The organism is Pectobacterium sp. PL64 (assembly GCF_022477975.1).
Classification (GTDB): domain Bacteria; phylum Pseudomonadota; class Gammaproteobacteria; order Enterobacterales; family Enterobacteriaceae; genus Pectobacterium; species Pectobacterium jejuense.
Genome location: NZ_CP092070.1, coordinates 4764133 through 4790151 on the forward strand (window position 1 = coordinate 4764133; position 26019 = coordinate 4790151).

The 26019-nt window shown below is 52.8% G+C and carries 21 protein-coding genes and 1 riboswitch; of the genes, 12 read left to right on the forward strand and 9 right to left on the reverse strand.

Annotation, left to right across the window (positions count from 1 at the left end):
• The first annotated feature begins 10 nt into the window (after positions 1-10).
• The 5 genes from rplJ (at position 11) to shiA (ending at position 11277) form a co-directional block, all read left to right on the forward strand.
• Positions 11-508 (forward strand): 50S ribosomal protein L10, encoded by a 498-nt coding sequence (rplJ, locus tag HP572_RS21420; protein ID WP_010285495.1) that lies wholly within the window; start codon positions 11-13, stop codon positions 506-508.
• A gap of 66 nt (positions 509-574) precedes the next feature.
• Entirely contained in the window at positions 575-940 is a 366-nt protein-coding gene (gene rplL, locus HP572_RS21425; protein WP_010285496.1) for a 50S ribosomal protein L7/L12, read from the forward strand.
• Positions 941-1267: 327 nt separating this feature from the next.
• Positions 1268-5296 (forward strand): DNA-directed RNA polymerase subunit beta, encoded by a 4029-nt coding sequence (gene rpoB / locus HP572_RS21430; RefSeq protein WP_039281880.1) that lies wholly within the window; start codon positions 1268-1270, stop codon positions 5294-5296.
• 106 nt (positions 5297-5402) lie between these two features.
• Positions 5403-9626 carry a DNA-directed RNA polymerase subunit beta' gene (rpoC, locus tag HP572_RS21435; RefSeq protein WP_014913797.1) on the forward strand — a complete coding sequence of 1408 codons (4224 nt, stop codon included), beginning with the start codon at positions 5403-5405 and terminating at the stop codon, positions 9624-9626.
• A gap of 253 nt (positions 9627-9879) precedes the next feature.
• Complete coding sequence (gene shiA / locus HP572_RS21440) at positions 9880-11277, forward strand: shikimate transporter (RefSeq protein WP_104210378.1); 1398 nt, start codon at positions 9880-9882, stop codon at positions 11275-11277.
• Positions 11278-11374: 97 nt separating this feature from the next.
• On the opposite strand, the gene HP572_RS21445 is transcribed toward shiA, so the two are convergent.
• Positions 11375-11566 (reverse strand): DUF1127 domain-containing protein, encoded by a 192-nt coding sequence (locus HP572_RS21445; protein ID WP_039499865.1) that lies wholly within the window; start codon positions 11564-11566, stop codon positions 11375-11377.
• Positions 11567-11739: 173 nt separating this feature from the next.
• Between HP572_RS21445 and HP572_RS21450 the strand changes: the two genes are divergently transcribed.
• Positions 11740-13176, forward strand: coding sequence for a PLP-dependent aminotransferase family protein (locus tag HP572_RS21450; RefSeq protein ID WP_039499867.1), 1437 nt, complete (start codon positions 11740-11742; stop codon positions 13174-13176).
• A 279-nt stretch (positions 13177-13455) separates the two neighbouring features.
• Here the strand turns inward: HP572_RS21450 and thiH are convergent, their stop codons facing one another.
• From thiH to HP572_RS21485, 7 genes are all read right to left on the reverse strand, one after another.
• On the reverse strand, positions 13456-14577 hold the full coding sequence (gene thiH, locus HP572_RS21455; protein WP_240584283.1) for a 2-iminoacetate synthase ThiH: 1122 nt from the start codon (positions 14575-14577) through the stop codon (positions 13456-13458).
• A complete protein-coding gene (locus tag HP572_RS21460) occupies positions 14577-15359 on the reverse strand; it encodes a thiazole synthase (protein ID WP_039499872.1) in 783 nt (260 codons plus the stop codon). The genes thiH and HP572_RS21460 overlap by 1 nt, the downstream gene beginning before the upstream one ends.
• A 1-nt stretch (position 15360) precedes the next feature.
• A complete protein-coding gene (thiS, locus tag HP572_RS21465) occupies positions 15361-15561 on the reverse strand; it encodes a sulfur carrier protein ThiS (RefSeq protein ID WP_240584284.1) in 201 nt (66 codons plus the stop codon).
• On the reverse strand, positions 15558-16337 hold the full coding sequence (locus HP572_RS21470) for a molybdopterin-synthase adenylyltransferase MoeB (protein WP_240584285.1): 780 nt from the start codon (positions 16335-16337) through the stop codon (positions 15558-15560). Before HP572_RS21470 ends, thiS begins: the two co-directional genes overlap by 4 nt.
• A gap of 1 nt (position 16338) precedes the next feature.
• Complete coding sequence (gene thiE / locus HP572_RS21475; protein ID WP_240584286.1) at positions 16339-16980, reverse strand: thiamine phosphate synthase; 642 nt, start codon at positions 16978-16980, stop codon at positions 16339-16341.
• Positions 16977-18971, reverse strand: coding sequence for a phosphomethylpyrimidine synthase ThiC (thiC, locus tag HP572_RS21480; protein WP_240584287.1), 1995 nt, complete (start codon positions 18969-18971; stop codon positions 16977-16979). The genes thiE and thiC overlap by 4 nt, the downstream gene beginning before the upstream one ends.
• Before the next feature lie 114 nt (positions 18972-19085).
• A riboswitch (TPP riboswitch) is annotated at positions 19086-19224 on the reverse strand.
• Between the two features lie 122 nt (positions 19225-19346).
• Positions 19347-19808 (reverse strand): Rsd/AlgQ family anti-sigma factor, encoded by a 462-nt coding sequence (locus tag HP572_RS21485; RefSeq protein ID WP_010285518.1) that lies wholly within the window; start codon positions 19806-19808, stop codon positions 19347-19349.
• A gap of 108 nt (positions 19809-19916) precedes the next feature.
• On the opposite strand from HP572_RS21485, the gene nudC reads away from it, so the two are divergent.
• The 6 genes from nudC to HP572_RS21515 all read left to right on the forward strand — a co-directional run bounded on the left by nudC (position 19917) and on the right by HP572_RS21515 (position 24453).
• Positions 19917-20699 (forward strand): NAD(+) diphosphatase, encoded by a 783-nt coding sequence (gene nudC, locus HP572_RS21490; RefSeq protein WP_010285519.1) that lies wholly within the window; start codon positions 19917-19919, stop codon positions 20697-20699.
• A gap of 148 nt (positions 20700-20847) precedes the next feature.
• Entirely contained in the window at positions 20848-21912 is a 1065-nt protein-coding gene (gene hemE / locus HP572_RS21495) for a uroporphyrinogen decarboxylase (RefSeq protein ID WP_240584288.1), read from the forward strand.
• A gap of 15 nt (positions 21913-21927) precedes the next feature.
• Positions 21928-22617 carry a deoxyribonuclease V gene (gene nfi, locus HP572_RS21500; protein ID WP_240584289.1) on the forward strand — a complete coding sequence of 230 codons (690 nt, stop codon included), beginning with the start codon at positions 21928-21930 and terminating at the stop codon, positions 22615-22617.
• Positions 22618-22694: 77 nt separating this feature from the next.
• On the forward strand, positions 22695-23285 hold the full coding sequence (locus HP572_RS21505; protein ID WP_039508841.1) for a YjaG family protein: 591 nt from the start codon (positions 22695-22697) through the stop codon (positions 23283-23285).
• 204 nt (positions 23286-23489) lie between these two features.
• The gene (gene hupA / locus HP572_RS21510; RefSeq protein WP_005970302.1) at positions 23490-23762 is read left to right on the forward strand and encodes a nucleoid-associated protein HU-alpha; all 273 of its coding nucleotides are present in this window, start codon (positions 23490-23492) and stop codon (positions 23760-23762) included.
• Between the two features lie 4 nt (positions 23763-23766).
• A complete protein-coding gene (locus HP572_RS21515; protein ID WP_240584290.1) occupies positions 23767-24453 on the forward strand; it encodes a DUF1481 domain-containing protein in 687 nt (228 codons plus the stop codon).
• Positions 24454-24727: 274 nt separating this feature from the next.
• Here the strand turns inward: HP572_RS21515 and purD are convergent, their stop codons facing one another.
• Entirely contained in the window at positions 24728-26014 is a 1287-nt protein-coding gene (purD, locus tag HP572_RS21520; RefSeq protein ID WP_240584291.1) for a phosphoribosylamine--glycine ligase, read from the reverse strand.
• Positions 26015-26019 lie beyond the last annotated feature (5 nt).

Here is a 26019-nt window from a genome sequence, read left to right on the forward strand (position 1 = left end):
GCAAAAGCTAATGGCATTAAATCTTCAAGACAAACAAGCGATTGTTGCTGAAGTCAGCGAAGTAGCCAAAGGTGCGCTGTCTGCGGTTGTTGCGGATTCCCGTGGCGTTACCGTTGATAAAATGACCGAACTGCGTAAAGCAGCGCGTGAAGCTGGCGTTTACATGCGTGTTGTTCGTAACACCCTGCTGCGCCGCGTTGTTGAAGGTACTCAATTTGAGTGCCTGAAAGACACGTTTGTCGGTCCGACCCTGATTGCATATTCTCTGGAACACCCGGGCGCCGCTGCTCGTTTGTTCAAAGAGTTCGCGAAAGCGAATGCAAAATTCGAGGTCAAAGCTGCAGCCTTTGAAGGTGAGCTGATCCCGGCGGCTCAAATTGACCGTCTGGCAACGCTGCCGACTTACGAAGAAGCACTGGCACGTCTGATGTCGACCATGAAAGAAGCCGCTGCAGGCAAACTGGTCCGCACTCTGGCTGCTGTTCGCGATGCAAAAGAAGCTGCGTAATAGCACTTTCTTTTCTAACGTACTTGCTAACGTATAAACTATTTCTGATTCTTAGGAACAATTGTTATGTCTATCACTAAAGATCAAATTCTGGAAGCAGTAGCAGCTATGTCTGTAATGGATGTTGTTGAGCTGGTTTCTGCTATGGAAGAAAAATTCGGTGTTTCTGCTGCTGCTGCTGTAGCTGTTGCTGCTGGCCCAGCTGAAGTTGCTGAAGAAAAAACTGAGTTCGACGTTGTGCTGAAAGCTATCGGTGCTAACAAAGTTGCTGTAATCAAAGCTGTTCGCGGCGCAACTGGTCTGGGCCTGAAAGAAGCCAAAGATCTGGTTGAATCTGCACCTGCAGTTCTGAAAGAAGGCGTGAGCAAAGATGACGCTGAAGCACTGAAAAAATCACTGGAAGAAGCTGGCGCAGAAGTTGAAGTTAAATAAGCCAACCTTTCAGGTTGCAGCCTGATTTATTAGGCTGATGGCTGGTGACTTTTTAGTCACCAGCCTTTTTGCGCTGTAGGGCATCAATGGGATTTCACACTGTTTAGCCATTGATTTCTCCCAATATTTTTTTCTATTGACGACTTAATATACTGCTTTCCTGCATGGGCTCCATGCCTAAGCAAGAGCAACGAAATGGTTTAAGAGTAATAGAAAGACGTATTACGGAAAGTTCTCTATTTTCCGACCAACATAAATAGTGTTGCATGAACTGCCCTTGTTAGGGCAGACAGAGTGGTTCGACTTGTCAGCTAGCTGAGGAACCCTATGGTTTACTCCTATACCGAGAAAAAACGCATTCGTAAGGATTTTGGTAAACGTCCACAGGTTTTGGACATACCTTATCTCCTTTCTATCCAACTTGACTCGTTCCAGAAGTTTATCGAGCAAGACCCGGAAGGTCAGTACGGTTTGGAAGCTGCATTCCGTTCTGTTTTCCCTATAAAAAGCTATAGCGGTAATTCAGAGCTGCAATACGTTAGCTATCGCTTGGGCGAGCCAGTATTTGACGTTAAAGAATGTCAGATCCGTGGTGTGACGTTCTCTGCGCCGCTACGCGTAAAACTGCGCCTGGTGATCTACGAGCGCGAAGCGCCTGAAGGCACCGTTAAAGACATCAAAGAACAAGAAGTTTACATGGGCGAAATTCCGCTCATGACCGATAACGGTACCTTCGTGATCAACGGTACTGAGCGCGTAATCGTGTCTCAGTTGCACCGTAGTCCAGGTGTGTTCTTCGATAGCGACAAAGGTAAAACCCACTCTTCAGGTAAGGTGCTGTATAACGCACGTATTATTCCTTACCGTGGTTCCTGGCTGGATTTCGAGTTTGATCCGAAGGATAACCTGTTTGTCCGTATCGACCGTCGTCGCAAATTACCTGCGACCATTATCCTGCGCGCGCTGGGTTATTCCACCGAACAGATTCTCGATCTTTTCTTTGATAAAATTGTCTATGAAATCAATGGCAATAAATTGCAGATGGATCTGGTTCCTGAGCGCCTGCGTGGTGAAACCGCATCGTTTGATATTGAAGCGAACGGTAAAGTTTATATCGAAAAAGGTCGCCGCATCACTGCACGTCATATCCGTCAGTTAGAGAAAGACGGCATTGAGCGCATTGAAGTGCCTGTTGAATATATCGCTGGCAAAGTACTGTCCAAAGATTATATCGACGAGAGCACCGGTGAACTGATCGGCGCAGCCAACATGGAGCTGTCGCTGGATCTGCTGGCTAAACTGAGCCAGTCTGGTCACAAACGTATTGAGACACTGTTCACCAACGATCTTGATCATGGTGCATACATGTCTGAAACCGTGCGCGTCGATCCGTCAAACGATCGTCTGAGCGCGCTGGTTGAAATCTATCGCATGATGCGTCCTGGTGAGCCACCAACGCGTGAAGCAGCAGAAACGCTGTTTGAGAACCTGTTCTTCTCTGAAGACCGCTACGATCTGTCTGCGGTTGGTCGTATGAAGTTCAACCGTTCTCTGCTACGTGATGAGATCGAAGGTTCCGGTATCCTGAGCAAAGATGACATCATCGAAGTGATGAAGAAGCTCATTGATATCCGCAACGGTAAAGGCGAAGTGGATGATATCGACCACCTCGGCAACCGTCGTATCCGTTCCGTCGGCGAAATGGCAGAAAACCAATTCCGCGTTGGTCTGGTGCGTGTAGAACGTGCTGTAAAAGAGCGTCTGTCTCTGGGCGACCTTGATACGCTGATGCCACAGGACATGATCAACGCCAAGCCGATTTCGGCTGCCGTGAAAGAGTTCTTCGGTTCAAGTCAGCTGTCACAGTTTATGGACCAGAACAACCCGCTGTCCGAGATTACGCACAAACGTCGTATCTCCGCATTGGGTCCAGGCGGTCTGACGCGTGAACGTGCTGGCTTTGAAGTTCGTGACGTACACCCGACTCACTACGGCCGCGTTTGTCCTATCGAAACGCCGGAAGGTCCGAACATCGGTCTGATCAACTCCCTGTCCGTTTATGCGCAAACGAACGAATACGGTTTCCTTGAAACCCCGTATCGTCGCGTGCGTGACAACGTGGTGACGGATGAGATCCATTACCTGTCTGCGATTGAAGAAGGTAACTTCGTTATCGCACAGGCGAACACCAATTTGGACGAAGAAGGCCGCTTCATCGACGAACTGGTTACCTGCCGTAACAAAGGCGAGTCCAGCTTGTTCAGCCGCGATCAGGTTGAATACATGGACGTTTCCACACAGCAGGTGGTTTCCGTCGGTGCATCCCTGATTCCGTTCCTGGAACACGATGACGCCAACCGTGCCCTGATGGGTGCGAACATGCAACGTCAGGCCGTTCCGACCCTGCGCGCTGATAAGCCGCTGGTTGGTACCGGTATGGAACGCGCTGTTGCGGTTGACTCCGGTGTAACTGCCGTAGCCAAACGTGGTGGTACAGTACAGTACGTGGATGCATCCCGTATTGTAATCCGCGTTAATGACGATGAAATGTATCCGGGCGAAGCCGGGATCGACATCTATAACCTGACCAAATATACCCGTTCTAACCAGAATACCTGCATCAGCCAGATGCCGTGTGTGTCTCTGGGTGAGCCGGTAGAACGTGGTGATGTTCTGGCAGATGGCCCGTCCACCGATCTGGGTGAACTGGCGCTGGGTCAGAACATGCGCGTGGCATTCATGCCATGGAATGGTTACAACTTCGAAGACTCCATCCTCGTTTCCGAGCGTGTGGTTCAGGAAGATCGCTTTACGACCATCCACATTCAGGAACTGGCCTGTGTGTCTCGTGACACCAAGTTGGGGCCTGAAGAAATTACTGCGGACATCCCGAACGTGGGTGAAGCAGCACTTTCCAAACTGGATGAGTCCGGCATTGTTTACATCGGTGCTGAAGTGACCGGTGGTGACATTCTGGTTGGTAAGGTAACGCCGAAAGGTGAAACCCAACTGACGCCAGAAGAGAAGCTGCTGCGTGCGATCTTCGGTGAGAAAGCGTCTGACGTTAAAGACTCTTCTCTGCGTGTACCAAACGGTGTTTCCGGTACGATTATCGACGTACAGGTCTTTACGCGCGATGGCGTGGAAAAAGACAAACGTGCGTTGGAAATCGAAGAAATGCAGCTGAAGCAGGCGAAGAAAGACCTGACTGAAGAATTGCAGATTCTGGAAGCGGGCCTGTTTGCACGTATCCACGCTGTGCTGGTTTCCGGCGGCGTAGAAGCTGACAAACTGGACAAACTGCCGCGCGAGCGCTGGTTGGAACTGGGTCTGACTGATGAAGATAAACAGAATCAGTTGGAACAGCTGGCAGAACAGTATGATGAGCTGAAGCACGAGTTTGAGAAAAAACTCGAAGCTAAGCGCCGTAAAATCACCCAAGGCGATGATCTGGCACCAGGCGTGCTGAAAATCGTTAAGGTTTATCTGGCCGTTAAACGTCAGATCCAACCGGGTGACAAGATGGCTGGTCGTCACGGGAACAAAGGTGTTATCTCCAAGATCAACCCGATCGAAGATATGCCTTACGATGAGAACGGTACGCCGGTCGATATCGTACTGAACCCGCTGGGCGTACCTTCACGTATGAACATTGGTCAGATTCTGGAAACCCACCTGGGTATGGCTGCAAAAGGTATCGGCGAGAAAATCAACGCCATGCTCAAGCAGCACGAAGAAGTGACTAAACTGCGTGAGTTCATCCAGAGAGCCTATGACCTGGGCGACGATGTGCGTCAAAAAGTCGACCTGAGCACTTTCTCAGACGAAGAAGTGATGCGTCTGGCTGAAAACCTGAAGAAAGGTATGCCAATTGCAACGCCGGTATTCGACGGTGCAAAAGAGAAAGAAATCAAGGAACTGTTGCAGATGGGCGGTATCCCTACCTCCGGTCAGATTACCCTGTACGATGGACGTACCGGTGAGCAATTTGAGCGTCAGGTTACAGTGGGCTACATGTACATGCTGAAACTGAACCACTTGGTTGACGATAAGATGCATGCCCGTTCCACCGGTTCTTATAGCCTGGTTACTCAGCAGCCGCTGGGTGGTAAGGCACAGTTCGGTGGTCAACGCTTCGGTGAGATGGAAGTGTGGGCGCTGGAAGCTTATGGTGCAGCTTATACCCTGCAAGAAATGTTGACCGTTAAGTCTGATGACGTGAACGGCCGTACCAAGATGTATAAAAACATCGTGGATGGCAATCATCAGATGGAACCAGGCATGCCGGAATCCTTCAACGTATTGTTGAAAGAAATCCGCTCGCTGGGTATCAACATCGAGCTGGAAGAAGAGTAATCCCAGCTCGTTGTATTGCTGGCATTCGTCATAGGGACACCTGAATTGTGTTTTTAACGGCATGGTTCAGGTGTCTATCAGGTCTAACTCCGACAGGAGCCAATCCGTGAAAGACTTATTAAAGTTTCTGAAAGCGCAAACTAAAACCGAAGAGTTTGATGCGATCAAAATTGCTCTGGCCTCGCCAGACATGATCCGTTCGTGGTCTTTTGGTGAAGTTAAAAAGCCAGAAACCATCAACTACCGTACGTTCAAACCTGAACGTGACGGCCTTTTCTGCGCCCGTATCTTTGGGCCGGTAAAAGATTATGAGTGCTTGTGCGGTAAGTATAAGCGCCTGAAACACCGCGGTGTTATTTGTGAGAAGTGCGGCGTTGAAGTGACCCAGACTAAAGTGCGCCGTGAGCGTATGGGCCACATTGAGCTGGCTTCTCCAACTGCGCACATCTGGTTCCTGAAGTCACTGCCTTCCCGTATCGGTTTGCTGCTGGATATGCCGCTGCGTGATATCGAACGCGTGCTTTATTTTGAATCTTATGTCGTGGTTGAAGGCGGCATGACCAACCTTGAGCGCCGTCAGATCCTGACTGAAGAGCAGTATCTGGATGCGCTGGAAGAGTTTGGTGATGAATTCGACGCGAAAATGGGCGCTGAAGCGATCCAGGCTCTGCTGAAGAATATGGATCTGGAGCAGGAATGCGAGCAGCTGCGTGAAGAGCTGACCGAAACCAACTCCGAAACCAAACGTAAGAAGCTGACGAAGCGTATTAAGCTGCTGGAAGCGTTCGTACAGTCTGGTAACAAGCCAGAGTGGATGATCCTGACCGTTCTGCCGGTACTGCCGCCAGATCTGCGTCCGTTGGTTCCGCTGGATGGTGGTCGTTTTGCGACTTCCGACCTGAACGATCTGTATCGTCGCGTGATCAACCGTAACAACCGTTTGAAACGTCTGCTGGATCTGGCTGCGCCAGACATCATCGTACGTAACGAAAAACGTATGTTGCAGGAAGCGGTTGATGCCCTGCTGGATAACGGCCGTCGCGGTCGTGCGATCACCGGTTCTAACAAACGTCCTCTGAAATCTTTGGCCGACATGATCAAAGGTAAACAGGGTCGTTTCCGTCAGAACCTGCTCGGTAAGCGTGTTGACTACTCCGGTCGTTCCGTTATCACCGTTGGTCCATACCTGCGTCTGCACCAGTGTGGTCTGCCGAAGAAAATGGCACTGGAGCTGTTCAAACCGTTCATCTACGGCAAGCTGGAACTGCGTGGTCTTGCTACCACCATTAAAGCAGCCAAGAAAATGGTTGAGCGCGAAGAAGCTGTCGTATGGGATATCCTGGACGAAGTTATCCGCGAACACCCGGTACTGCTGAACCGTGCACCAACACTGCACCGTTTGGGTATCCAGGCATTTGAACCGGTACTGATCGAAGGTAAAGCGATCCAGCTGCACCCGCTGGTTTGTGCGGCCTATAACGCCGACTTCGACGGTGACCAGATGGCTGTTCACGTACCGCTGACGCTGGAAGCCCAGTTGGAAGCGCGTGCGCTGATGATGTCGACCAACAACATCCTGTCTCCTGCGAATGGTGAGCCAATCATCGTTCCTTCTCAGGACGTGGTATTGGGTCTGTATTACATGACGCGTGACTGTGTTAACGCCAAAGGCGAAGGCATGGTGCTCACGGGTCCGAAAGAAGCTGAACGCGTTTATCGCGCCGGTCTGGCCTCTCTGCATGCGCGCGTTAAAGTGCGTATCACGGAAGAGATCAAGAGCATCGAAGGCGATGTTACGCATCAGACGTCGATTATTGATACGACTATCGGTCGCGCCATCCTGTGGATGATCGTACCGAAAGGTCTGCCGTACTCGATCGTTAACCAGCCTCTGGGCAAGAAAGCGATCTCCAAAATGCTGAACACCTGTTACCGCATTTTGGGTCTGAAACCGACAGTTATCTTCGCTGACCAGACTATGTACACCGGTTTTGCTTACGCGGCGCGCTCTGGTGCTTCCGTAGGTATCGATGACATGGTTATCCCGGAGAAAAAAGCCGAGATTATCGAAGAAGCCGAAACCGAAGTTGCCGAGATTCAGGAGCAGTTCCAGTCTGGTCTGGTTACCGCGGGCGAACGCTATAACAAAGTGATCGATATCTGGGCGGCGGCGAACGAACGTGTTGCGAAAGCGATGATGGAAAACCTGTCCGTTGAGGATGTGGTTAACCGTGATGGCGTGGTTGAGCAGCAGGTTTCTTTCAACAGCATCTTTATGATGGCTGACTCCGGTGCGCGTGGTTCTGCGGCACAGATTCGTCAGTTGGCGGGTATGCGTGGTCTGATGGCGAAACCAGATGGTTCGATCATCGAGACGCCAATTACCGCAAACTTCCGTGAAGGTTTGAACGTACTCCAGTACTTCATCTCAACGCACGGTGCTCGTAAAGGTCTGGCGGATACCGCACTGAAAACAGCGAACTCCGGTTATCTGACTCGTCGTCTGGTTGACGTTGCGCAGGATCTGGTTGTGACCGAAGACGATTGTGGTACCCACGAAGGTATCATGATGACGCCGGTTATCGAGGGTGGTGATGTTAAAGAGCCACTGCGTGAGCGCGTACTGGGTCGTGTAACGGCTGAAGACGTGATCAAACCGGGCACAGCGGACATTCTGGTTCCACGTAACACGCTGCTGAATGAGCAGTGGTGTGACATGTTGGAAGAGAACTCCGTTGACGCCGTTAAAGTACGTTCAGTCGTAAGCTGCGAAACTGACTTTGGCGTGTGCGCCAACTGCTACGGTCGCGACCTGGCTCGTGGTCATATCATCAACAAAGGTGAGGCCATCGGGGTTATCGCGGCACAGTCCATCGGTGAACCAGGTACACAGTTAACCATGCGTACGTTCCACATCGGTGGTGCGGCATCGCGTGCGGCAGCTGAGTCCAGCATTCAGGTGAAAAACAAAGGTAGCCTGAAACTGAGCAACGCGAAGTTCGTCGTGAACAGCAACGGTAAACTGGTTATTACTTCACGTAATACCGAACTGAAACTGATCGACGAATTCGGACGTACTAAAGAAAGCTATAAAGTGCCTTACGGTGCGGCAATGGCGAAAGGCGATGGTGCAGAAGTTAGCGGTGGCGAAACTGTCGCTAACTGGGACCCGCATACCATGCCAGTTATCACCGAAGTGAGCGGTAACATTCGCTTCACCGATATGATCGACGGCCAGACGATCACTCGTCAGACCGACGAACTGACCGGTTTGTCCTCTATCGTGGTTCTGGATAGTGCAGAGCGTACCGGTAGCGGTAAAGACCTGCGTCCGGCACTGAAAATCGTTGATGACAAAGGCGAAGATGTTCTGATTCCAGGTACGGATATGCCTGCTCAGTACTTCCTGCCGGGCAAAGCGATCGTGCAGTTGGAAGACGGCGTGAAAATCAGCAGCGGTGATACTTTGGCGCGTATTCCTCAGGAATCCGGCGGTACCAAGGATATTACCGGTGGTCTGCCACGCGTAGCCGACCTGTTCGAAGCCCGTCGTCCGAAAGAGCCGGCTATTCTGGCAGAGATCAGCGGTATCATTTCCTTCGGTAAAGAAACCAAAGGTAAACGCCGTCTGGTGATTTCTCCGTTGGATGGCAGCGATGCTTACGAAGAGATGATTCCGAAATGGCGTCAGCTCAACGTGTTCGAAGGTGAAGTGGTAGAACGTGGTGACGTTGTTTCCGACGGCCCAGAGTCTCCGCACGATATCCTGCGTCTGCGTGGCGTACATGCAGTAACGCGTTATATCACCAACGAAGTTCAGGAAGTTTACCGTCTGCAAGGCGTTAAGATTAACGATAAACACATCGAAGTTATCGTTCGTCAGATGTTGCGTAAAGGCACCATCGTTAACGCAGGTAGCACCGAGTTCCTGGAAGGCGAACAGGCAGAAGTGTCTCGCATCAAGATTGCCAACCGTCAGTTGGAAGCGGATGGCAAGATTACGGCAACGTTCAGCCGCGATCTGCTGGGTATCACCAAAGCATCTCTGGCGACCGAGTCCTTCATTTCTGCGGCATCGTTCCAGGAAACCACTCGCGTACTGACCGAAGCCGCTGTTGCGGGTAAACGTGATGAACTGCGTGGCCTGAAAGAGAACGTTATCGTAGGTCGTCTGATCCCAGCGGGTACAGGTTATGCGTACCATCAGGATCGTATGCGCCGCCGTCAGGCGGGTGAAGCACCTGTCGTGCCTCAGGTGAGTGCCGATGAAGCTTCTGCTAACTTGGCCGAACTGCTGAACGCAGGCTTTGGTAGCAGCGACGACGAGTAAGTCTCTTTACGCTGCACTATCATGCGGTAAATAACAAAAACCCCAGCTATCATGGCTGGGGTTTTTTATTGCGCACATCCCTGTGCGCTACCTAAAGGCCGTCGCAAACGACGTTAAAAATTGATGGAAGGCGTCCTTGCCTTCCCCCCTGAAAGGCCAACGCTGTGCGTTGTTATAAAACGTTCCCGGCGTTTTATTTCTTCCTGAAATTTTTTGTTGTACAGTAGTGTAAAGTAAATAGAACGGAACCGACATGGACACCTCAACTACGCCAACACTCTCACAGCCTGGCGGCTCATTACCTCAGCAAGATGACTCACTTTCTTCTGATAAAACCCTACAAACACAGTCAGTAAGCCATTCTCAACATCGAGCAAAACGCGCAGCATGGGGCAGTTTTGTGGGGGCCGTTGTCGACTGGTATGATTTTCTACTGTACGGAATTGTTGCCGCTCTTGTATTTAATACCGAATTTTTCCCACAGGTCAGCCCGACAATGGGGACGCTGGCGGCATTTGGTACGTTCGGCGTTGGTTTCCTGTTTCGACCGCTAGGTGGCATGGTGTTCGGCCACTTCGGCGATAAGCTGGGCCGTAAACGAATGCTGATGATCACGGTCTGGATGATGGGCATTTCTACTGCGCTGATTGGTCTGTTGCCGTCGTTTGATTCCATCGGCTGGTGGGCACCGGTGCTGCTGGTTACGCTGCGGGCAATTCAGGGATTTGCGGTCGGTGGTGAATGGGGCGGGGCGGCGCTGTTGGCGGTAGAGAATGCACCGAAGAAGAAGAAAGCCTTTTACAGCAGCGGCGTACAGGTTGGCTTTGGGGTCGGGCTGTTACTAGCTACTGGGTCGGTATCGGTGGTGAGCAACTTGACGACCAATGAAGAATTTACCACCTGGGGCTGGCGTCTGCCGTTCTTGTTCAGCCTGATTCTGGTGGCTATCGCCTGGTGGGTGCGTAACGGGATGGATGAGTCTCAGGAATTTGAGGCGAATAAAACGTTAGGAGAAAGAGCCAATAAACTGCGTTCGTTCCCTATCATGGAAGCACTGCGCCAGCACCCGAAGGCATTTCTGCTGATTATTGCGCTACGGCTTGGCGAACTGTTGACGATGTATATCGTTACCGCGTTTGCCCTCAATTATTCTACGACTCATCTTGGGCTATCGCGGGATATCTTCCTGAACATCGGGCTGCTGGTGGGGGCGATCAGCTGCGTATCTATTCCTTTCTTTGCCTATCTGGCAGATAGCTTTGGCCGCCGTCGGATCTACGTTACTGGTGCACTGATTGGGGCGGCGAGTGCGGTGCCATTCTTTATGGCGCTGGAAAGCCATAACACACTGCTGATTCTGTTCTTTGCCATCATGCTGGCGAATATTGCCCACGATATGATTGTTAGCGTACAGCAGCCGATGTTTACCGAACTATTTGGTACGGCGTACCGCTATAGCGGGGCAGGTGTGGGTTATCAGGTCGCCAGCGTGGTTGGCGGCGGGTTTACACCTTTTATCGCCGTTCTGCTGGTGCAGTTTATGGATGGTTCATGGCATGCGGTGGCAGCTTACCTTGCCATTGGCTGCTTACTTTCGGCGATTGTCGGAATGCGGATGAAGGCAACATCAGCGGACGCCTTACCTAACTAACCTCTTTACTTCACCCATCTCGCGTGCCGATACAGATGCAGAGTCTGTATCGGCATATTTTTTTACTGCTTTTTAGTCTACTGTTTTTGCCGTGGCGTTATCTGAACCGATCAAGATCGCTTCGCTTTAGCCCAATATCCTTAAGCCCGTCATCGCTCATATTTTGCAGTATCTTCAGCGTTTGTGCCCTTGCCCGCCAGGCTTTCAACAAGCGGAACGGCAAAATCAGCATTAGCCAAAACGGTGACTCGCGGAACGGTTTTTGTGATCGATTCTCATGAAATTCCATATTTTCCCCCTCGCCAGTGAATGATCGCTATGATGAGGCGAAAGGTATTTTCAATACAGACTCAAAAAATCCATTTTTTTAGCATACAGATTGTGTGATATTGCATCTGAATGGTGATTTTTATGTGAATCTGTACTGGTTACTGCTGCGAATCTTGATAGGGAATGATACTGATGACGCGTTATCAACACCTGGCTGGGCTGTTAGAACAGCGGATCGAACAAGGGTTGTACCAAAGCGGAGAACGCCTGCCTTCTGTGCGGGCGCTGAGTACAGAACATGGTGTGAGCATCAGTACCGTCCAGCAAGCCTACCATCTGCTGGAAACCCGGCAGTTGATTATGCCGCAGCCGCGTTCGGGATATTTTGTCACGCCGCGTAAGGCAACGCCGCCCGTACCCGCGCTGACTCGTCCTGCTCAACGTCCGGTTGAGATCACGCAGTGGGAATCGGTGCTGGAGTTGGTGAATGTGCGTCTGGAAACCAACGTGTTGAAATTTGGCAGCGGAATGCCGGATGTAAGCCAGCCGACCATCAAACCACTGTGGAAAGAGATGGCTCGCCTCTGCCAATATCAGGATCCTCGGATCTTACAATATGACAGCGTATATGGCGTGCCTGCGCTGCGTGAGCAGATTGCCCGTCTTACCGTCGACTGCGGCTGCCAGCTCACCCAAGATGATATTGTGGTCACGACCGGATGTCAGGAAGCTCTATTTGTCGCTGTCCGCGCCGTTTGCCAACCCGGCGACATCGTAGCCGTTGAGTCACCGGCTTTTCCGGGCACAATGCAGATCCTCCGTGGGCTGGATATCAAAGCGATCGAGATCCCAACCGATTCAGTAACGGGGATCAGTCTTGAAGCGTTAAGACTGGCGTTGGATCAGTGGCCGATCAAAGCCGTGCTTCTGGTGCCAAGCTGTAACAATCCGCTTGGCTTCATCATGCCTGACGCCCGCAAGAAATCGCTGGTGACGCTAGCGCAGCATTTTGATATCGCGATTATTGAAGATGATGCCTATGGCGAGCTGGCTTATGAATATCCGCGTCCCCGCGCGATAAAATCATTTGATGAAGACGGACGTGTACTGTTGTGCAGTTCGTTTTCAAAGAATCTGGCACCCGGTTTGCGCGTCGGCTGGATCGCCCCGGGGCGCTATCTGGAACGCGTGATCCATACAAAATACATCAGCACGGGATCGACGGTGGTACAGCCCCAGTTAGCCGTGGCAGAATTTATTCGTAGCGGACACTATCAGCCTCATCTACGCCGTATGCGTGCTCAGTACAAAGCTAATCTGGATACGTTTACCTGCTGGGTTCGTGAGTATTTTCCGTCCAATATTTGTGTGAGTCGCCCGCAAGGTGGCTTTCTGATGTGGATTGAGCTGCCTGAATATTTTGATTCGCTCAAACTCAGCCGCGAGGTCAGAAAAGCGGGCATACAGATAGCGGCGGGTTCGCTCTTCTCCGCCTCGGGAAAATACCGTAATTGTCTTCGGCTCAATTATGCCAATCGCTTCACGGAAGAGATGAGGGAAGGGCTGCGCATCGTGGGTAGTGAAATCGCGAAGATGATGCACACGTTTCCTGACCAGAACGTAACCTGATTATTGTTAAGGAAGGGCCGATACGGGTAAGGATAAGTCCCGTATCGGCGGGTTGATGTGCAGAGCCGATAAGTAGCAAACGGCTCTGGCCAGCAAGCTCCGTAATCATGCTCAGGCTTGCCAACGACGCTACTGTATTACTCAGCGAATGCCGTGACGATAGGCCGAATGTCATGTTGCGCGGCGTTATCCTGAGAATATTGTCTTCCGTGTAATTCTCATTTCGGCTTGCGAGTCGCGTCCCAAATCAAGCGTATCGCTGTCTTATCTGTTCGGTAACTACCGGCCTAAATAACCGTCCCAGTCTTTCCACACGGGTTGGAGACCTGCACGTATGATGGCCTGCGCCACGTCTTCAGGGCGCCGCGAGTCATGCGGTGAAAACTGTTCCAGTTCTGGATGGTCGTCGGCGTAGCCACCCGGCTGGGTTTTGGAAAATGCGCTGACGTTGTTAATTGCGATAGGAATGGCATGATCGCGGAAGAAAGGCGACTCACGTGTGGATAGCGACAGCTCAATATCCGGCGACAGCAACCGGAATGCGCAAATCACCTGCATGAGCTGCGCTTCATCCATGAGTGACGCCGGTTCAATGCCGCCCGCACAGGGGCGCAGACGCGGGAACGAGATAGAATACCGGCTTTGCCAGTAGTGTTGTTGTAAGTGCAGCAGGTGTTCTGCCACCATGTAGCAGTCGGTGCGCCAGCTATTGGACAGGCCGATTAAGGCGCCCAGCCCGATCTTGTCGATCCCCGCACGACCTAATCGATCCGGCGTGGCGAGTCGCCAGTGGAAATCTTGCTTTTGTCCTTTGAGATGGTGCAACTGGTAGGTCGCCGGATGATAGGTTTCCTGATAGACCATCACGCCATCCAGACCCAGTGCTTTTAATTCGGCGTACTCGTCCTGCGACAAGGGCTGAACTTCAATCATCAGCGAACTGAAGAGCGGTCGGATCAGCGGAAAGACGCGACGAAAATAATCCATGCCTACTTTACGCTGATGTTCGCCAGTCACGAGCAACAGGTGTTCAAACCCCAGTTCCTTGATAGCGGCGCATTCACGCAGGATTTCTGCTTCATCCAGCGTTTTTCGCTTGATGTGGTTACTCATCGAAAAGCCGCAGTAGGTACAGTCGTTGGAGCACAGGTTGGACAGGTACAGCGGGACATAGAAGCTTACCGTATTGCCGAAACGCTGTCGGGTAAGCTGTTGCGCCCGCTGAGCTAGCGGTTCCAGATAGGTACTGGCGGCAGGTGAAATGAGCGCCATAAAATCGTCACGCGTCAGGTGTGGGGCAGCAAGCGCTCGTTCAACATCGCGTGCGGTTTTACCGTTGATGCGCAGCGTCAGGTCATCCCAGTCGAGCTGTTCCCAGACGGTTTGGAAATCGACGTTCATCACCTTGTCCCTTCTGTTTGCCGATGAAGAAAACCGGTGAGCGGGCTGGTGGCGCTGGCGACAAACTGCTTACTTCCCAGCCCGGCTTGACGAGCAAGCCCTCCGGCATCGACTGCCAGCCGAAATGCGTGCGCCATCGCCACGGGATCGCGAGCAACGGCGATGGCCGTGTTGACCAGAACGGCATCGGCTCCCATTTCCAGCGCATCAGCCGCATGGCTGGGTGCGCCAATACCCGCATCGACAATCACCGGAACGCGCGCCTGTTCGATGATGATGCGGAGAAAGTCACGCGTTTGCAGTCCCTGATTGGAGCCGATCGGTGCGCCCAGCGGCATCACCGCCGCGCAGCCGACTTCTTCCAGCCGTTTGCATAGTACCGGGTCGGCACCGCAGTAGGGCAGTACCGTGAATCCCTCTTTTACCAGCTGTTCGGCGGCCTTCAGGGTTTCGATAGGGTCGGGCAGCAGGTATTTCACATCGGGATGAATTTCCAGTTTCAGCCAGCGAGTGCCCAGCGCTTCACGCGCCAGTCGGGCTGCAAAAATGGCTTCGTCTGCGGTTTTGGCACCCGACGTATTCGGCAGCAGCTTAATACCGAGCTGGCGTAGCGGGGCAAGAATGGCATCGTTGCCGCCGTTCAGGTCAACGCGTTTCATCGCCATGGTAACCAACTGAGAGCCGGAAGCCTCAAGCGCTGCCAGCATCAGTTCTGGCGTGGCGAATTTCCCGGTGCCGGTCAGTAGCCGTGAAGTAAATGTCGTATCGGCAATGTGCAGCATGTCATCCTCCCGCGATGGCCTGAAAAAGCAAAATATCATCACCGTCCTGCACCTGATGCTGTGACCAGGTGGCGTGCGGGATAATGGTCTGGTTGATGGCCAACGCTGTACCAGGCTGGAGCCGATTGATCTGGCTCAGCAGCGCCTTAACCGTGATAGCCTCTGGGAATTCAAAGGGCTCATCATTCAGCGTGATTCTCATACTGCTCCCCCGCATACCGGGCAATGGGGCGCGCGGGTTAGTTGAAGCGTGTTCCAACTCTGCTGTTTGCCATTGAACATTCTCAGCTTGCCGTCCAACGCGGATGGCATACCAGCCAGCAGTTTGATCGCTTCCAGCGCCTGGAGTGTGCCAATTACGCCGACCACCGGACCCAGCACGCCTGCGGTACGGCAGTTGCGTTGTGGTTCGGTCGTATCAGGGTACAGGCAGGTGTAGCAGCCAGCGTGATAAGGCGGCGTGAAGACGGCGAGCTGGCCGCTGAAGCCGACGGCGCTCCCACTGATGAGCGGCTTACCTGCGCGAAAGCAGGCGGCGTTAACCTCATGGCGAGTGGTCATGTTATCGCTGCAATCCAGCACCAGATCGACGCGGCTGACGGCATGGCGTAACGCGTCGCTGCTGAGCCTCTCGGTAATCGCAATCGCTTCTGAGTTCGGGTTTAACGCCTGTAGCTGACGCTGGGCCAGCACGGCTTTGGGCTTGTCGGTATCGCTGGTGCGATACAGAATCTGACGTTGCAGGTTGCTGATATGCAGTGTGTCATCGTCGGCAAGCAGCAGCGTGCCGACCCCTGCGGCAGCCAGATAGAGCGACGCGGGCGCGCCCAGCCCACCCAGTCCGACCAGCAGAACGCGTGCGGCTTTGAGCTTATCCTGACCGTCCGGGCCAATATCTTCCAGCATGAGTTGACGGCTGTAGCGCATGAACTCGCTATCGCTCAGTCCGGCTGGCGTAGAGTGGTGATGCGTTGCCATATTATGCCTCCCGCCCTTCAATCATCCTGAGCAACGTTGCCGTTGCTTGCCGCCAGTCTGGTGCCTGCGTAATGGCGCTGACGACGGCAATGCTGCCGACGCCCGTTTTTAGCACCGCAGGGACGCTATCGATGCTGATACCGCCAATCGCCACGGTGGGAAAACGGTCTTGCAGATTGGTGATGTGGCGCGTCAGTTCAGCGAGCCCCTGCGGCGCTGATGGCATGTCTTTGGTTTGCGTAGGGAAAATATGCCCCAGCGCGATGTAGGACGGGCTGATCGCCACCGCGCGCGCCAGCTCACGATCGTCGTGCGTGGAGACGCCTAAACGCAGGCCAGCTTGTTTAATCGCGATCAGATCGGCGGTATCCAGATCTTCCTGACCCAGATGTACGCCGTGCGCCTGATGTTTTACGGCTAATTTCCAATAGTCATTGATGAAAAGCTGCGCCTGATAGCGGCGACCCAAGGCGATCGCCTGGATCACCTCGGCTTCTGCTTGTTCATCTGACCGACCTTTGATCCGGAGCTGGATCGTTTTCACCCCGACGCCGAGTAGTCGCTCGATCCATTCCACGCTATCGACGACGGGATAAAGCCCCAGCCGCTGTGCCGTTGGGGCAAAAGGCGTCGAGTCCGTCATTTGCTTACCTCGGTTTGCAGGCTGGTGGCGCTGTGATAAAGCTCGCTGCCGCGTGAGCGGAATTCTTGCGACATCTGCTCCATACCGACTTCAATCGGTTTGGCTTCCGCTTCCTGTTTCGCCGCGTAGTCGCGTACTTCCTGTGAGATTTTCATCGAGCAGAATTTGGGGCCGCACATGGAACAGAAGTGGGCGACTTTACCGGATTCTTGCGGCAGGGTTTCATCGTGGTAGGCGCGAGCGGTTTGGGGATCGAGCGCCAGATTGAACTGGTCTTCCCAGCGGAATTCGAAACGCGCTTTTGACATGGCGTTATCGCGGATCTGCGCGCCGGGGTGGCCTTTTGCCAGATCGGCGGCGTGAGCGGCGATCTTGTAGGTAATCAGCCCCTGTTTAACGTCTTCTTTGTTCGGCAAGCCAAGATGTTCCTTCGGCGTCACGTAGCAGAGCATCGCGCAACCGAACCAGCCGATCATGGCTGCACCGATGCCGGAGGTGAAGTGATCATAACCCGGTGCGATATCGGTGGTGAGTGGGCCGAGCGTATAGAACGGCGCTTCATGGCAGTGCTCCAGCTCTTCGGTCATGTTGCGGCGGATCATCTGCATCGGAACGTGGCCGGGGCCTTCGATCATCACCTGAACGTCGTATTCCCAGGCGATTTTAGTCAGCTCGCCCAGCGTATGCAGTTCGGCAAACTGGGCTTCGTCGTTGGCATCCTGAATGGAGCCGGGGCGTAAGCCGTCACCCAGCGACAGCGCGACGTCGTAAGCGGCACAAATTTCACAAATCTCACGGAAGTGTTCGTACAGGAAGCTCTCTTTGTGATGCGACAGGCACCACTTCGCCATAATGGAGCCGCCGCGTGAGACGATGCCGGTCAGGCGTTTAGCGGTCATCGGTACGTAGCGTAACAGCACGCCAGCGTGGATGGTGAAGTAGTCCACGCCCTGTTCCGCCTGCTCCAGCAGCGTATCGCGGAACATTTCCCAGTTCAGGTTTTCCGCCACGCCGTTCACTTTCTCCAGCGCCTGATAAATCGGTACCGTCCCGATTGGCACGGGGCTGTTACGCAGAATCCACTCGCGGGTTTCGTGAATATAGCGACCAGTGGAGAGATCCATCACCGTATCTGCACCCCAGCGGGTAGACCAGACCAGCTTTTCCACCTCTTCTTCGATGGAGGAGGTCACGGCGGAGTTGCCGATATTGGCGTTAACCTTCACCAGAAAATTGCGGCCGATAATCATCGGCTCTGATTCTGGGTGGTTGATGTTGGAAGGGATAATGGCGCGGCCGGCGGCCACTTCCTGACGGACAAATTCCGGCGTGATGTTCTCCGGCAGGAGAGCTCCGAAACTTTGGCCCGGATGCTGCTGGCGTAGCACGTCAGTGCGAATACGCTCGCGTCCCATATTTTCGCGAATGGCGATAAATTCCATTTCGGGGGTAATCACGCCCTGTCGCGCATAGTGAAGTTGAGTAACGCGTTTGCCCGCTTTGGCACGTAAAGGTCGTGGCAAGTGCTCGAAGCGCAGATGATCCAGACCCGCATCCGCCAGACGCTGCTGGGTGAAATCGGAGCTGACGCCAGATAGCGCCTCGGTGTCGTGACGTTCTGCAATCCAACTGGTGCGCAGCTTCGCTAGCCCAACTCGGACATCGGGTTGCGCAGCGGGATCGCCATAAGGCCCTGACGTATCGTAAACCGGGATTGGCTCATTGGGCTCGTATTGGGGGTTGTCTTTACTGCCGCCGAGTAGTGTCGGGCTGAGCTGAATTTCTCGCATCGGTACGTGGATATCATCACGTGAGCCCGTAAGGTAAATGCGTTTGGAATTGGGAAAGGCGGTTCCCTGTAAGGTTTCAATAAACTGCTGGGCGGCGGCACGCTGTTCACGGCGACCCGATTTGGATGCTGTGGGTAGCTGTGCTTCTGTAGACAATGGGTTTACAGATAACGGTTCTTTAGACAATGGTTCTGTAGACATAGCAAGTTCCTGTAAGACGTAAAGGGAAGATTGCTTGTCTGGAGCCCGGAGGGAGTAATAATGATATTGAGCGTCAGAGCAGGTATGTGGGAATACACAGCCTTGGGCTCAATGAGGTGCATTACTCTTGTTCCCTTCGCAGGTATTAACCCGATCAGGTTCCGCGGATCCCGAATTAACGGTCTCAGCCTGTGCGCTCATAAATTTCGTCATAAACGAAACACGAGCACGCTAGGCACTCCGACAAGATATGCCCGTCTCTTAAACGGGCCAATAAAACCCCTACACTGTATGTCGGCAAAACGCGGATGTCAAAGCGTGCCGCTTTTGCTTTTACAATGTGTGATGATGTCCTGAAATAACGTCAAATGACGACTATTTGTCGTAAACCTGCTGGATCATTCTGTCTTCTAACGTAAAACGTTCTTCCAGCGCTTCGCCGACGTGGGAGAGTGCCTGCTGGAATTCGAGGCAGTTATCGTGGTCGATGGCTGCCGCCAGATGGCTATCGTAAAACGTCATAATTTGCTGCGTGTTATTTTGCAGGGCGAGGTCGAGCTGGGTGGAAAGCGCTAATACTTGTTCGCTGTGCGTCGCGGCTTCATGCAGCATTTTTTCGTATAAATGAAAGTGGCCGGTAGAAAGATAGTCCACCAGATTCTGGCAAAAATTATCCAATGCCTCTTCATCCAGAAGAGAAAGCGTTTCCTTATTCGGCTTGATGCCAACCAGATGATAGTAAGCCACCAGAAGCTGCTTACGCGCTTGTAGCCATTGGTCGATTAACGCATTATTGCCACCAACGTATTCAGTTAGACTTTGTAGCTGGTTTAGCATTGTTGACTCCGTGAACGGTAAGAAATAACTGAAATCCCAGTTATAAAACTTATGTAATCACTCTGAATGTAAAATGCCAGTGAAGTGGCAGTGGAGCAATAAAAAGATATGGAACAGACGCTAAAAGGTGACGAAACCGGCTGGTGGGTAGTTAGCGATGCGGTACAAATCTGGCTCCCTCAGGGAGAATTACCGCGCGGAACGGCTACGGCGTGGTCGTTGCAGGGGAAAACGGCTCGCCAAATTGGTGAATGGCAAGGACTGCCTGTCTGGCTGGTCTGTCAGGGGCGGGATTCCGATATGGCATCGGTTCGCCAGTTGCTCGATCAGGACGTCGGCTTATTCCAACTCGCGGGGCGCGGCGTACAGCTGGCTGAATTCTATCGCTCTCATCGTTTTTGCGGTTATTGCGGCCATGAAATGGTGCGGAGTAAAACCGAGCTGGCGTGCTTATGTCACCACTGCAAAGAGCGCTATTATCCGCAGATCGCGCCTTGCATCATCGTTGCGATTCGCCGTGGCGAGGAAATTTTGCTGGCACAACACAATCGGCATCGCGGAAACATGTACACCGTGCTGGCCGGATTTGTCGAAGTGGGCGAAACGCTGGAGCAGACGGTCGTGCGTGAGGTGATGGAAGAGAGCCAAATTCAGATAAAAAACCTGCGCTATGTGAGCTCGCAGCCTTGGCCATTCCCGCATTCACTGATGATGGCGTTTATGGCCGACTATGCGGGTGGCGAAATCAAGCATGACCCGAAAGAGCTGCGTGACGCAGGCTGGTTCCGTTATGACCAACTCCCGCAGTTGCCTCCGCCGGGCACTGTGGCACGTCGGCTTATCGAAGATACGGTGGTACTGTGCCGCGCTTATCACGAGAACGAAGGCTGACGTGGTAGTATTGGCGTCATGAATGGCTCGCGTACACCGCGCACCTGCGTCATAGCGTATTCGCTTCATAAAGCGCTCGCCTTATAACGCATCCGTTTCATCACATCTATCCGGTGTAGAACCGCCGTGAGGTTGAAAGGAAAAGAACATGACTGATCTGAAAAACGATCGCTATTTGCGGGCGTTATTACGCCAACCCGTTGATGTCACCCCAGTGTGGATGATGCGTCAGGCGGGGCGTTATCTGCCGGAATATAAGGCAACGCGCGCACAGGCGGGTGATTTTATGTCGCTGTGTAAAAACGCAGAGTTGGCTTGTGAAGTCACGTTACAACCTTTACGGCGCTATGCGCTGGATGCGGCGATCCTGTTCTCCGATATCCTGACTATCCCTGATGCCATGGGCTTAGGACTTTATTTTGAAGCAGGGGAAGGTCCGCGCTTTCAGTCTCCGATCGCGTCTCATGCCGATGTGGTTAACCTGCCGGTTCCCGATCCAGAGCAGGAACTCGGTTATGTGATGAACGCGGTGCGGACGATCCGTAAAAATCTCGCTGGGGAAGTGCCGCTTATCGGCTTCTCGGGCAGCCCGTGGACGCTGGCGACCTATATGATTGAAGGCGGTAGCAGCAAAGCGTTTACCGTCATCAAGAAAATGATGTTCGCCGAGCCTAAAACGCTACACCTGTTGCTGGATAAGCTGGCGGATAGCGTCATTCTTTACCTCAACGCGCAGATTCGCGCAGGTGCGCAGGCGGTGATGGTATTCGATACCTGGGGCGGCGCGCTGAGCGGGCGTGACTACAAAGAATTCTCCCTGCATTACATGCATAAGATTGTTGACGGATTACAGCGCGAGAACGAAGGCCGCCGTGTGCCAGTGACGCTCTTCACCAAAGGTGGAGGCCAGTGGCTGGAAGTGATGGCGGAAACCGGCTGTGATGCGTTAGGGCTGGACTGGACGAGCGATATCGGCGACGCACGCCGTCGCGTAGGCGATAAAGTCGCGCTACAGGGAAATATGGATCCGTCGATGTTGTATGCCGATCCGGCACGGATCGAGCAGGAAGTGGCATCGATCCTGGCCGGATTTGGACAAGGCAATGGCCATGTTTTCAATCTGGGTCACGGCATTCATCAGGATGTGCCGCCGGAGCATGCAGGCGTGTTTGTTGAGGCCGTCCATCGCTTGTCTCGCCCTTATCACGCATGATTCACAGGAGGTGATGTGATTGATACACAACGGCTGCGGGCTGAACAGTTGGCCCGCGCTTCTGATGTGATTCGGCACGACGATTTACCTTTTGAGCAGCCCACGTTTATCGCGGGTGCGGATGTTGGCTTTGAGCAAGAAGGCTCAGTAACCCGCGCTGCGATTGCGGTAATGCGCTATCCTTCGTTGGAACTGATAGAATACAAGATTGCGCGTATCAGCACGACAATGCCTTATATCCCCGGTTTTCTTTCGTTTCGTGAATGCCCTGGGCTACTCGCCGCGTGGGCGTTGCTTGAACAGAAACCGGATCTGCTGTTTGTCGACGGGCATGGGATTTCCCACCCGCGTCGTCTCGGCGTTGCCAGCCATTTCGGTCTGCTAGCTGATGTTCCGACGATTGGCGTGGCGAAAAGTCGACTTTGTGGCCGATTTGAGCCATTGGCGGAGGGCGTTGGCAGCCAGCAGCCGTTACTGGATAAGGGCGAGCAGATTGGCTGGGTATGGCGCAGTAAAGCGCGCTGTAATCCGCTGTTTGTGGCGACAGGGCATCGAGTCAGTCAGGATAGTGCATTGCACTGGGTACAATCTTGTATGCGCGGCTACCGTTTACCGGAGCCGACTCGTTGGGCTGATGCTGTCGCATCAAATCGTCCCGCATTTGTGCGTTGGCAACGGCAGCAAGCCGCTAACGTATTGTCGTAAAACTTTAGGAATTCAGGCATAGGGCGTCACTGTGATTTCAGGTACACTGCCGTCCGTCGCCGTTAATGAGCATAAAAATGTTACGTAACCCCATTCATTTACGTCTGGAAAAGCTGGCGAGCTGGCAACATGTCACTTTCATGGCATGTCTTTGTGAACGTATGTATCCAAATTACCACGAGTTTTGTCGTCAAACAGAATTCGGCGACGCGATGGTTTACCGTCGCATTCTCGATCTGGTATGGGAAACATTGGTTGTTAAAGATGCTAAGGTCAATTTTGATAGCCAGTTGGAAAAGCTGGAAGAAGCGGTTCCCGCCGCGGAAGATTACGATCTTTACGGCGTCTACCCGGCTATTGATGCCTGTATCGCACTGGGCGAGCTGATTCATTCGCGCTTAAGCGGTGAAACGCTGGAACATGCGATAGCGATTAGCGAAACGTCTATTCGCACAGTTGCCATGCTGGAAATGACGCAGGCAGGCAAAGAAATGACCGACGATGAGCTCAAGGTTGTGCCTGCAATTGAAGAAGAATGGGACATCCAATGGGAGATTTTTCGCCTGTTGGCGGCCTGCGAAGAACGCGATATTGAGCTGATCAAAGGGCTCCGTTCCGATCTGCGCGAGGCCGGAAGTAGTAACATCGGGATAAATTTGCATCAATAACGCGATAAAACGTGATTTAAGGCCTGAAATGGCCTGTCTTAAGGCTTCACATTCGCACCCTGTCTGGTCTACATTTGGGGGGCGTAAAAAAAGTGGCTGTCGGTGCGTGTATGCAGGAGAGTGCTATTACACCCTGAAACGGGAAAGGGCATATCCGTCGCACTCGATGCTTAGCAAGCGATAAACACACTGTAAGGATAACTTATGAATAAGACTCAACTGATTGATGTAATTGCGGACAAAGCTGATCTGTCAAAAGCACAGGCTAAAGCAGCTCTGGAATCAACTTTGGCGGCAATTACCGAGTCTCTGAAAGAAGGTGATGCAGTACAATTGGTTGGTTTTGGTACGTTTAAAGTGAACCATCGTAATGAGCGCACTGGCCGCAACCCACAAACCGGTAAAGAAATCAAAATCGCTGCTGCCAACGTGCCAGCATTTGTTTCTGGCAAGGCTCTGAAAGACGCTGTTAAATAAGCCCATGCCGGTTAAAAGTTTAAGCAGAGGGGCGGTTTCGCCCCTTTTGCTTTTACGACGTTTGTGTGGCGCAGGCCTCGTGCTTATCGCCGTGGTAGCTTGTAGTAGCCGCACCGCACCGCCGGACGTTTTCGCCAGCGGCTACGTTGCCGATCGTGGTGTTGTGCGTTTGTGGCGTAAGGATGATGCGCAGAATACGACGGCGCTGACCACCGTATACAACCCGCTTCAAGGCAATGCCCTGGTGGTGACGCGCTATACGTTCCAGCAGGATAAGCTACGCGAGATACAACGTAATCAGCTCGGGACGCAACAAGAAGATATGCGTTTGCGCTTTGCAGAAGATGGAACCGTCAGCTTTATGCAGCGGCAGCTTGCCGAAAGACGTGAATCGGTTTCTGATGATGAAATCTCGCTCTACCAGTTCGATGCGAAGCGCATGCTGGAATTGAGCGATGTATTGCGTGCAGGCAAGGTGAGGCTAAAGCAAGGGAAATGGCTGGAAGGGCAGGTGCAGTCTTGTGACGGCACGGTGGTTCGCCCTGATTTTGACAATGACTCGCGTGAATGGATCGCGCAGCAAAAAGCGCATGCAACGCGCCCGCTAAACGTCGCGTGGCTGGAAGCGCCAGAAGGGACGCAGCTATTGCTGGTGGTGGAAGATGACGTCTGCCAGTGGGAACCTAAATAGCCATACCCGTCATACTTCAAGTTTCATGTGCGTTGGCTGCGTTCACTCACCCGAATCACTTACCTGAGTAAGCTCATCGGGATTCCCTCTCTTACCGCGTTACGAAGCGCATAAATGAGCCTCGCCCTAACGGGCCAACGCTTTGCGTTGTTCAAAACGCTAACGTTTTGTCCTGAAACTCGAATTATTTAGGGTATACAAAAAATCTGGCTATAAAAACCCCGGATTTCTCCGGGCTTCAGTATTGATCAGGCAATCGTTATCGCATCGCTTATCAAGCTTGCTCGCGCTCAATCGCACGGTAGCCGATGTCTTTTCGACAGAATACTCCTTGCCACTGAATACCCGCTGCGATTTCATAAGCACGTTGTTGCGCTTCAGCCACGGTATTGCCCAATGCAGTGACGCACAGTACACGGCCGCCGTTGGTGACGACATTACTGCCGTTCAACTTGGTACCAGCATGGAAAACTTTGCCATCTTCGGCATCCTGCTGAGGTAAACCGGAAATCACATCGCCTGTATTGTAGTCAGCCGGATAGCCGCCTGCAGCCAATACCACGCCCAGAGATGGACGTTCATCCCAGACTGAATCTTTCTGATCCAGCGTGCCGTCACAGGCTGCCAGACACAGTTCCACCAGATCGGAGCGCAGACGCAGCATAATTGGCTGTGTTTCTGGATCGCCAAAGCGGCAGTTGAATTCGATCACTTTTGGTTGACCATCGGCAGAAATCATCAGACCGGCATACAGGAAGCCGACATAGGTATTTCCCTCTGCGGCCATGCCGTTGACGGTCGGCCAAATCACCTGATCCATCACGCGCTGGTGGATTTCATCGGTCACCACCGGAGCTGGCGAATAAGCGCCCATACCACCGGTATTCGGGCCCGTATCTTTATCCCCAACGCGTTTATGGTCCTGGCTAGTTGCCATCGGCAATACATTCTTGCCATCTACCATAACGATGAAGCTGGCTTCTTCGCCATCAAGGAACTCTTCCACCACGATACGGTGTCCGGCATCGCCGAATGCATTCCCCGCCAACATATCCTGAATGGCGTTCTCTGCTTCCTGCAACGTCATGGCGACAATCACGCCTTTACCAGCGGCTAGTCCGTCGGCCTTGATGACGATCGGTGCGCCTTTGCTGCGGACATAGGCCAGCGCGGGTTCAACTTCGGTGAAGTTCTGGTATTCCGCTGATGGAATATTGTGACGCGCCAGAAAATCTTTAGTAAAGGCTTTAGAGCCTTCTAACTGTGCAGCGCCCTGCGTTGGGCCAAAGATTTTTAGACCCGCGCTCTGAAATGCATCCACAACGCCGATAACTAGCGGTGTTTCGGGGCCAACGATGGTTAAATCGATGTGGTTTTCTTGGGCAAACGCGACTAACGCTGGAATATCAGTGGCGGCGATATCGACGTTGGTCAGCGCTGGCTCAAGCGCGGTACCCGCGTTTCCTGGAGCAACATAAACACGTTTCGCCAGTGGTGACTGTGAGGCTTTCCAGGCTAGCGCGTGCTCGCGTCCGCCATTACCAATTACTAAAATGTTCATTTCGG

Excerpts from the sequence above, each read along its gene's own strand:
- thiE (WP_240584286.1), bottom strand. The coding sequence starts at position 16,980 with ATGACGGACTCGACGCCTTTTGCCCCAACGGCACAGCGGCTGGGGCTT.
- purD (WP_240584291.1), bottom strand. The coding sequence starts at position 26,014 with ATGAACATTTTAGTAATTGGTAATGGCGGACGCGAGCACGCGCTAGCC.
- thiH (WP_240584283.1), bottom strand. The coding sequence starts at position 14,577 with ATGAACGTCGATTTCCAAACCGTCTGGGAACAGCTCGACTGGGATGAC.
- rpoB (WP_039281880.1), top strand. The coding sequence starts at position 1,268 with ATGGTTTACTCCTATACCGAGAAAAAACGCATTCGTAAGGATTTTGGT.
- HP572_RS21485 (WP_010285518.1), bottom strand. The coding sequence starts at position 19,808 with ATGCTAAACCAGCTACAAAGTCTAACTGAATACGTTGGTGGCAATAAT.
- HP572_RS21445 (WP_039499865.1), bottom strand. The coding sequence starts at position 11,566 with ATGGAATTTCATGAGAATCGATCACAAAAACCGTTCCGCGAGTCACCG.
- HP572_RS21505 (WP_039508841.1), top strand. The coding sequence starts at position 22,695 with ATGTTACGTAACCCCATTCATTTACGTCTGGAAAAGCTGGCGAGCTGG.
- HP572_RS21515 (WP_240584290.1), top strand. The coding sequence starts at position 23,767 with ATGCCGGTTAAAAGTTTAAGCAGAGGGGCGGTTTCGCCCCTTTTGCTT.
- hemE (WP_240584288.1), top strand. The coding sequence starts at position 20,848 with ATGACTGATCTGAAAAACGATCGCTATTTGCGGGCGTTATTACGCCAA.
- shiA (WP_104210378.1), top strand. The coding sequence starts at position 9,880 with ATGGACACCTCAACTACGCCAACACTCTCACAGCCTGGCGGCTCATTA.
- rplL (WP_010285496.1), top strand. The coding sequence starts at position 575 with ATGTCTATCACTAAAGATCAAATTCTGGAAGCAGTAGCAGCTATGTCT.
- rplJ (WP_010285495.1), top strand. The coding sequence starts at position 11 with ATGGCATTAAATCTTCAAGACAAACAAGCGATTGTTGCTGAAGTCAGC.
- thiS (WP_240584284.1), bottom strand. The coding sequence starts at position 15,561 with ATGAGAATCACGCTGAATGATGAGCCCTTTGAATTCCCAGAGGCTATC.
- hupA (WP_005970302.1), top strand. The coding sequence starts at position 23,490 with ATGAATAAGACTCAACTGATTGATGTAATTGCGGACAAAGCTGATCTG.
- HP572_RS21460 (WP_039499872.1), bottom strand. The coding sequence starts at position 15,359 with ATGCTGCACATTGCCGATACGACATTTACTTCACGGCTACTGACCGGC.
- HP572_RS21450 (WP_039499867.1), top strand. The coding sequence starts at position 11,740 with ATGACGCGTTATCAACACCTGGCTGGGCTGTTAGAACAGCGGATCGAA.
- thiC (WP_240584287.1), bottom strand. The coding sequence starts at position 18,971 with ATGTCTACAGAACCATTGTCTAAAGAACCGTTATCTGTAAACCCATTG.
- nudC (WP_010285519.1), top strand. The coding sequence starts at position 19,917 with ATGGAACAGACGCTAAAAGGTGACGAAACCGGCTGGTGGGTAGTTAGC.
- HP572_RS21470 (WP_240584285.1), bottom strand. The coding sequence starts at position 16,337 with ATGGCAACGCATCACCACTCTACGCCAGCCGGACTGAGCGATAGCGAG.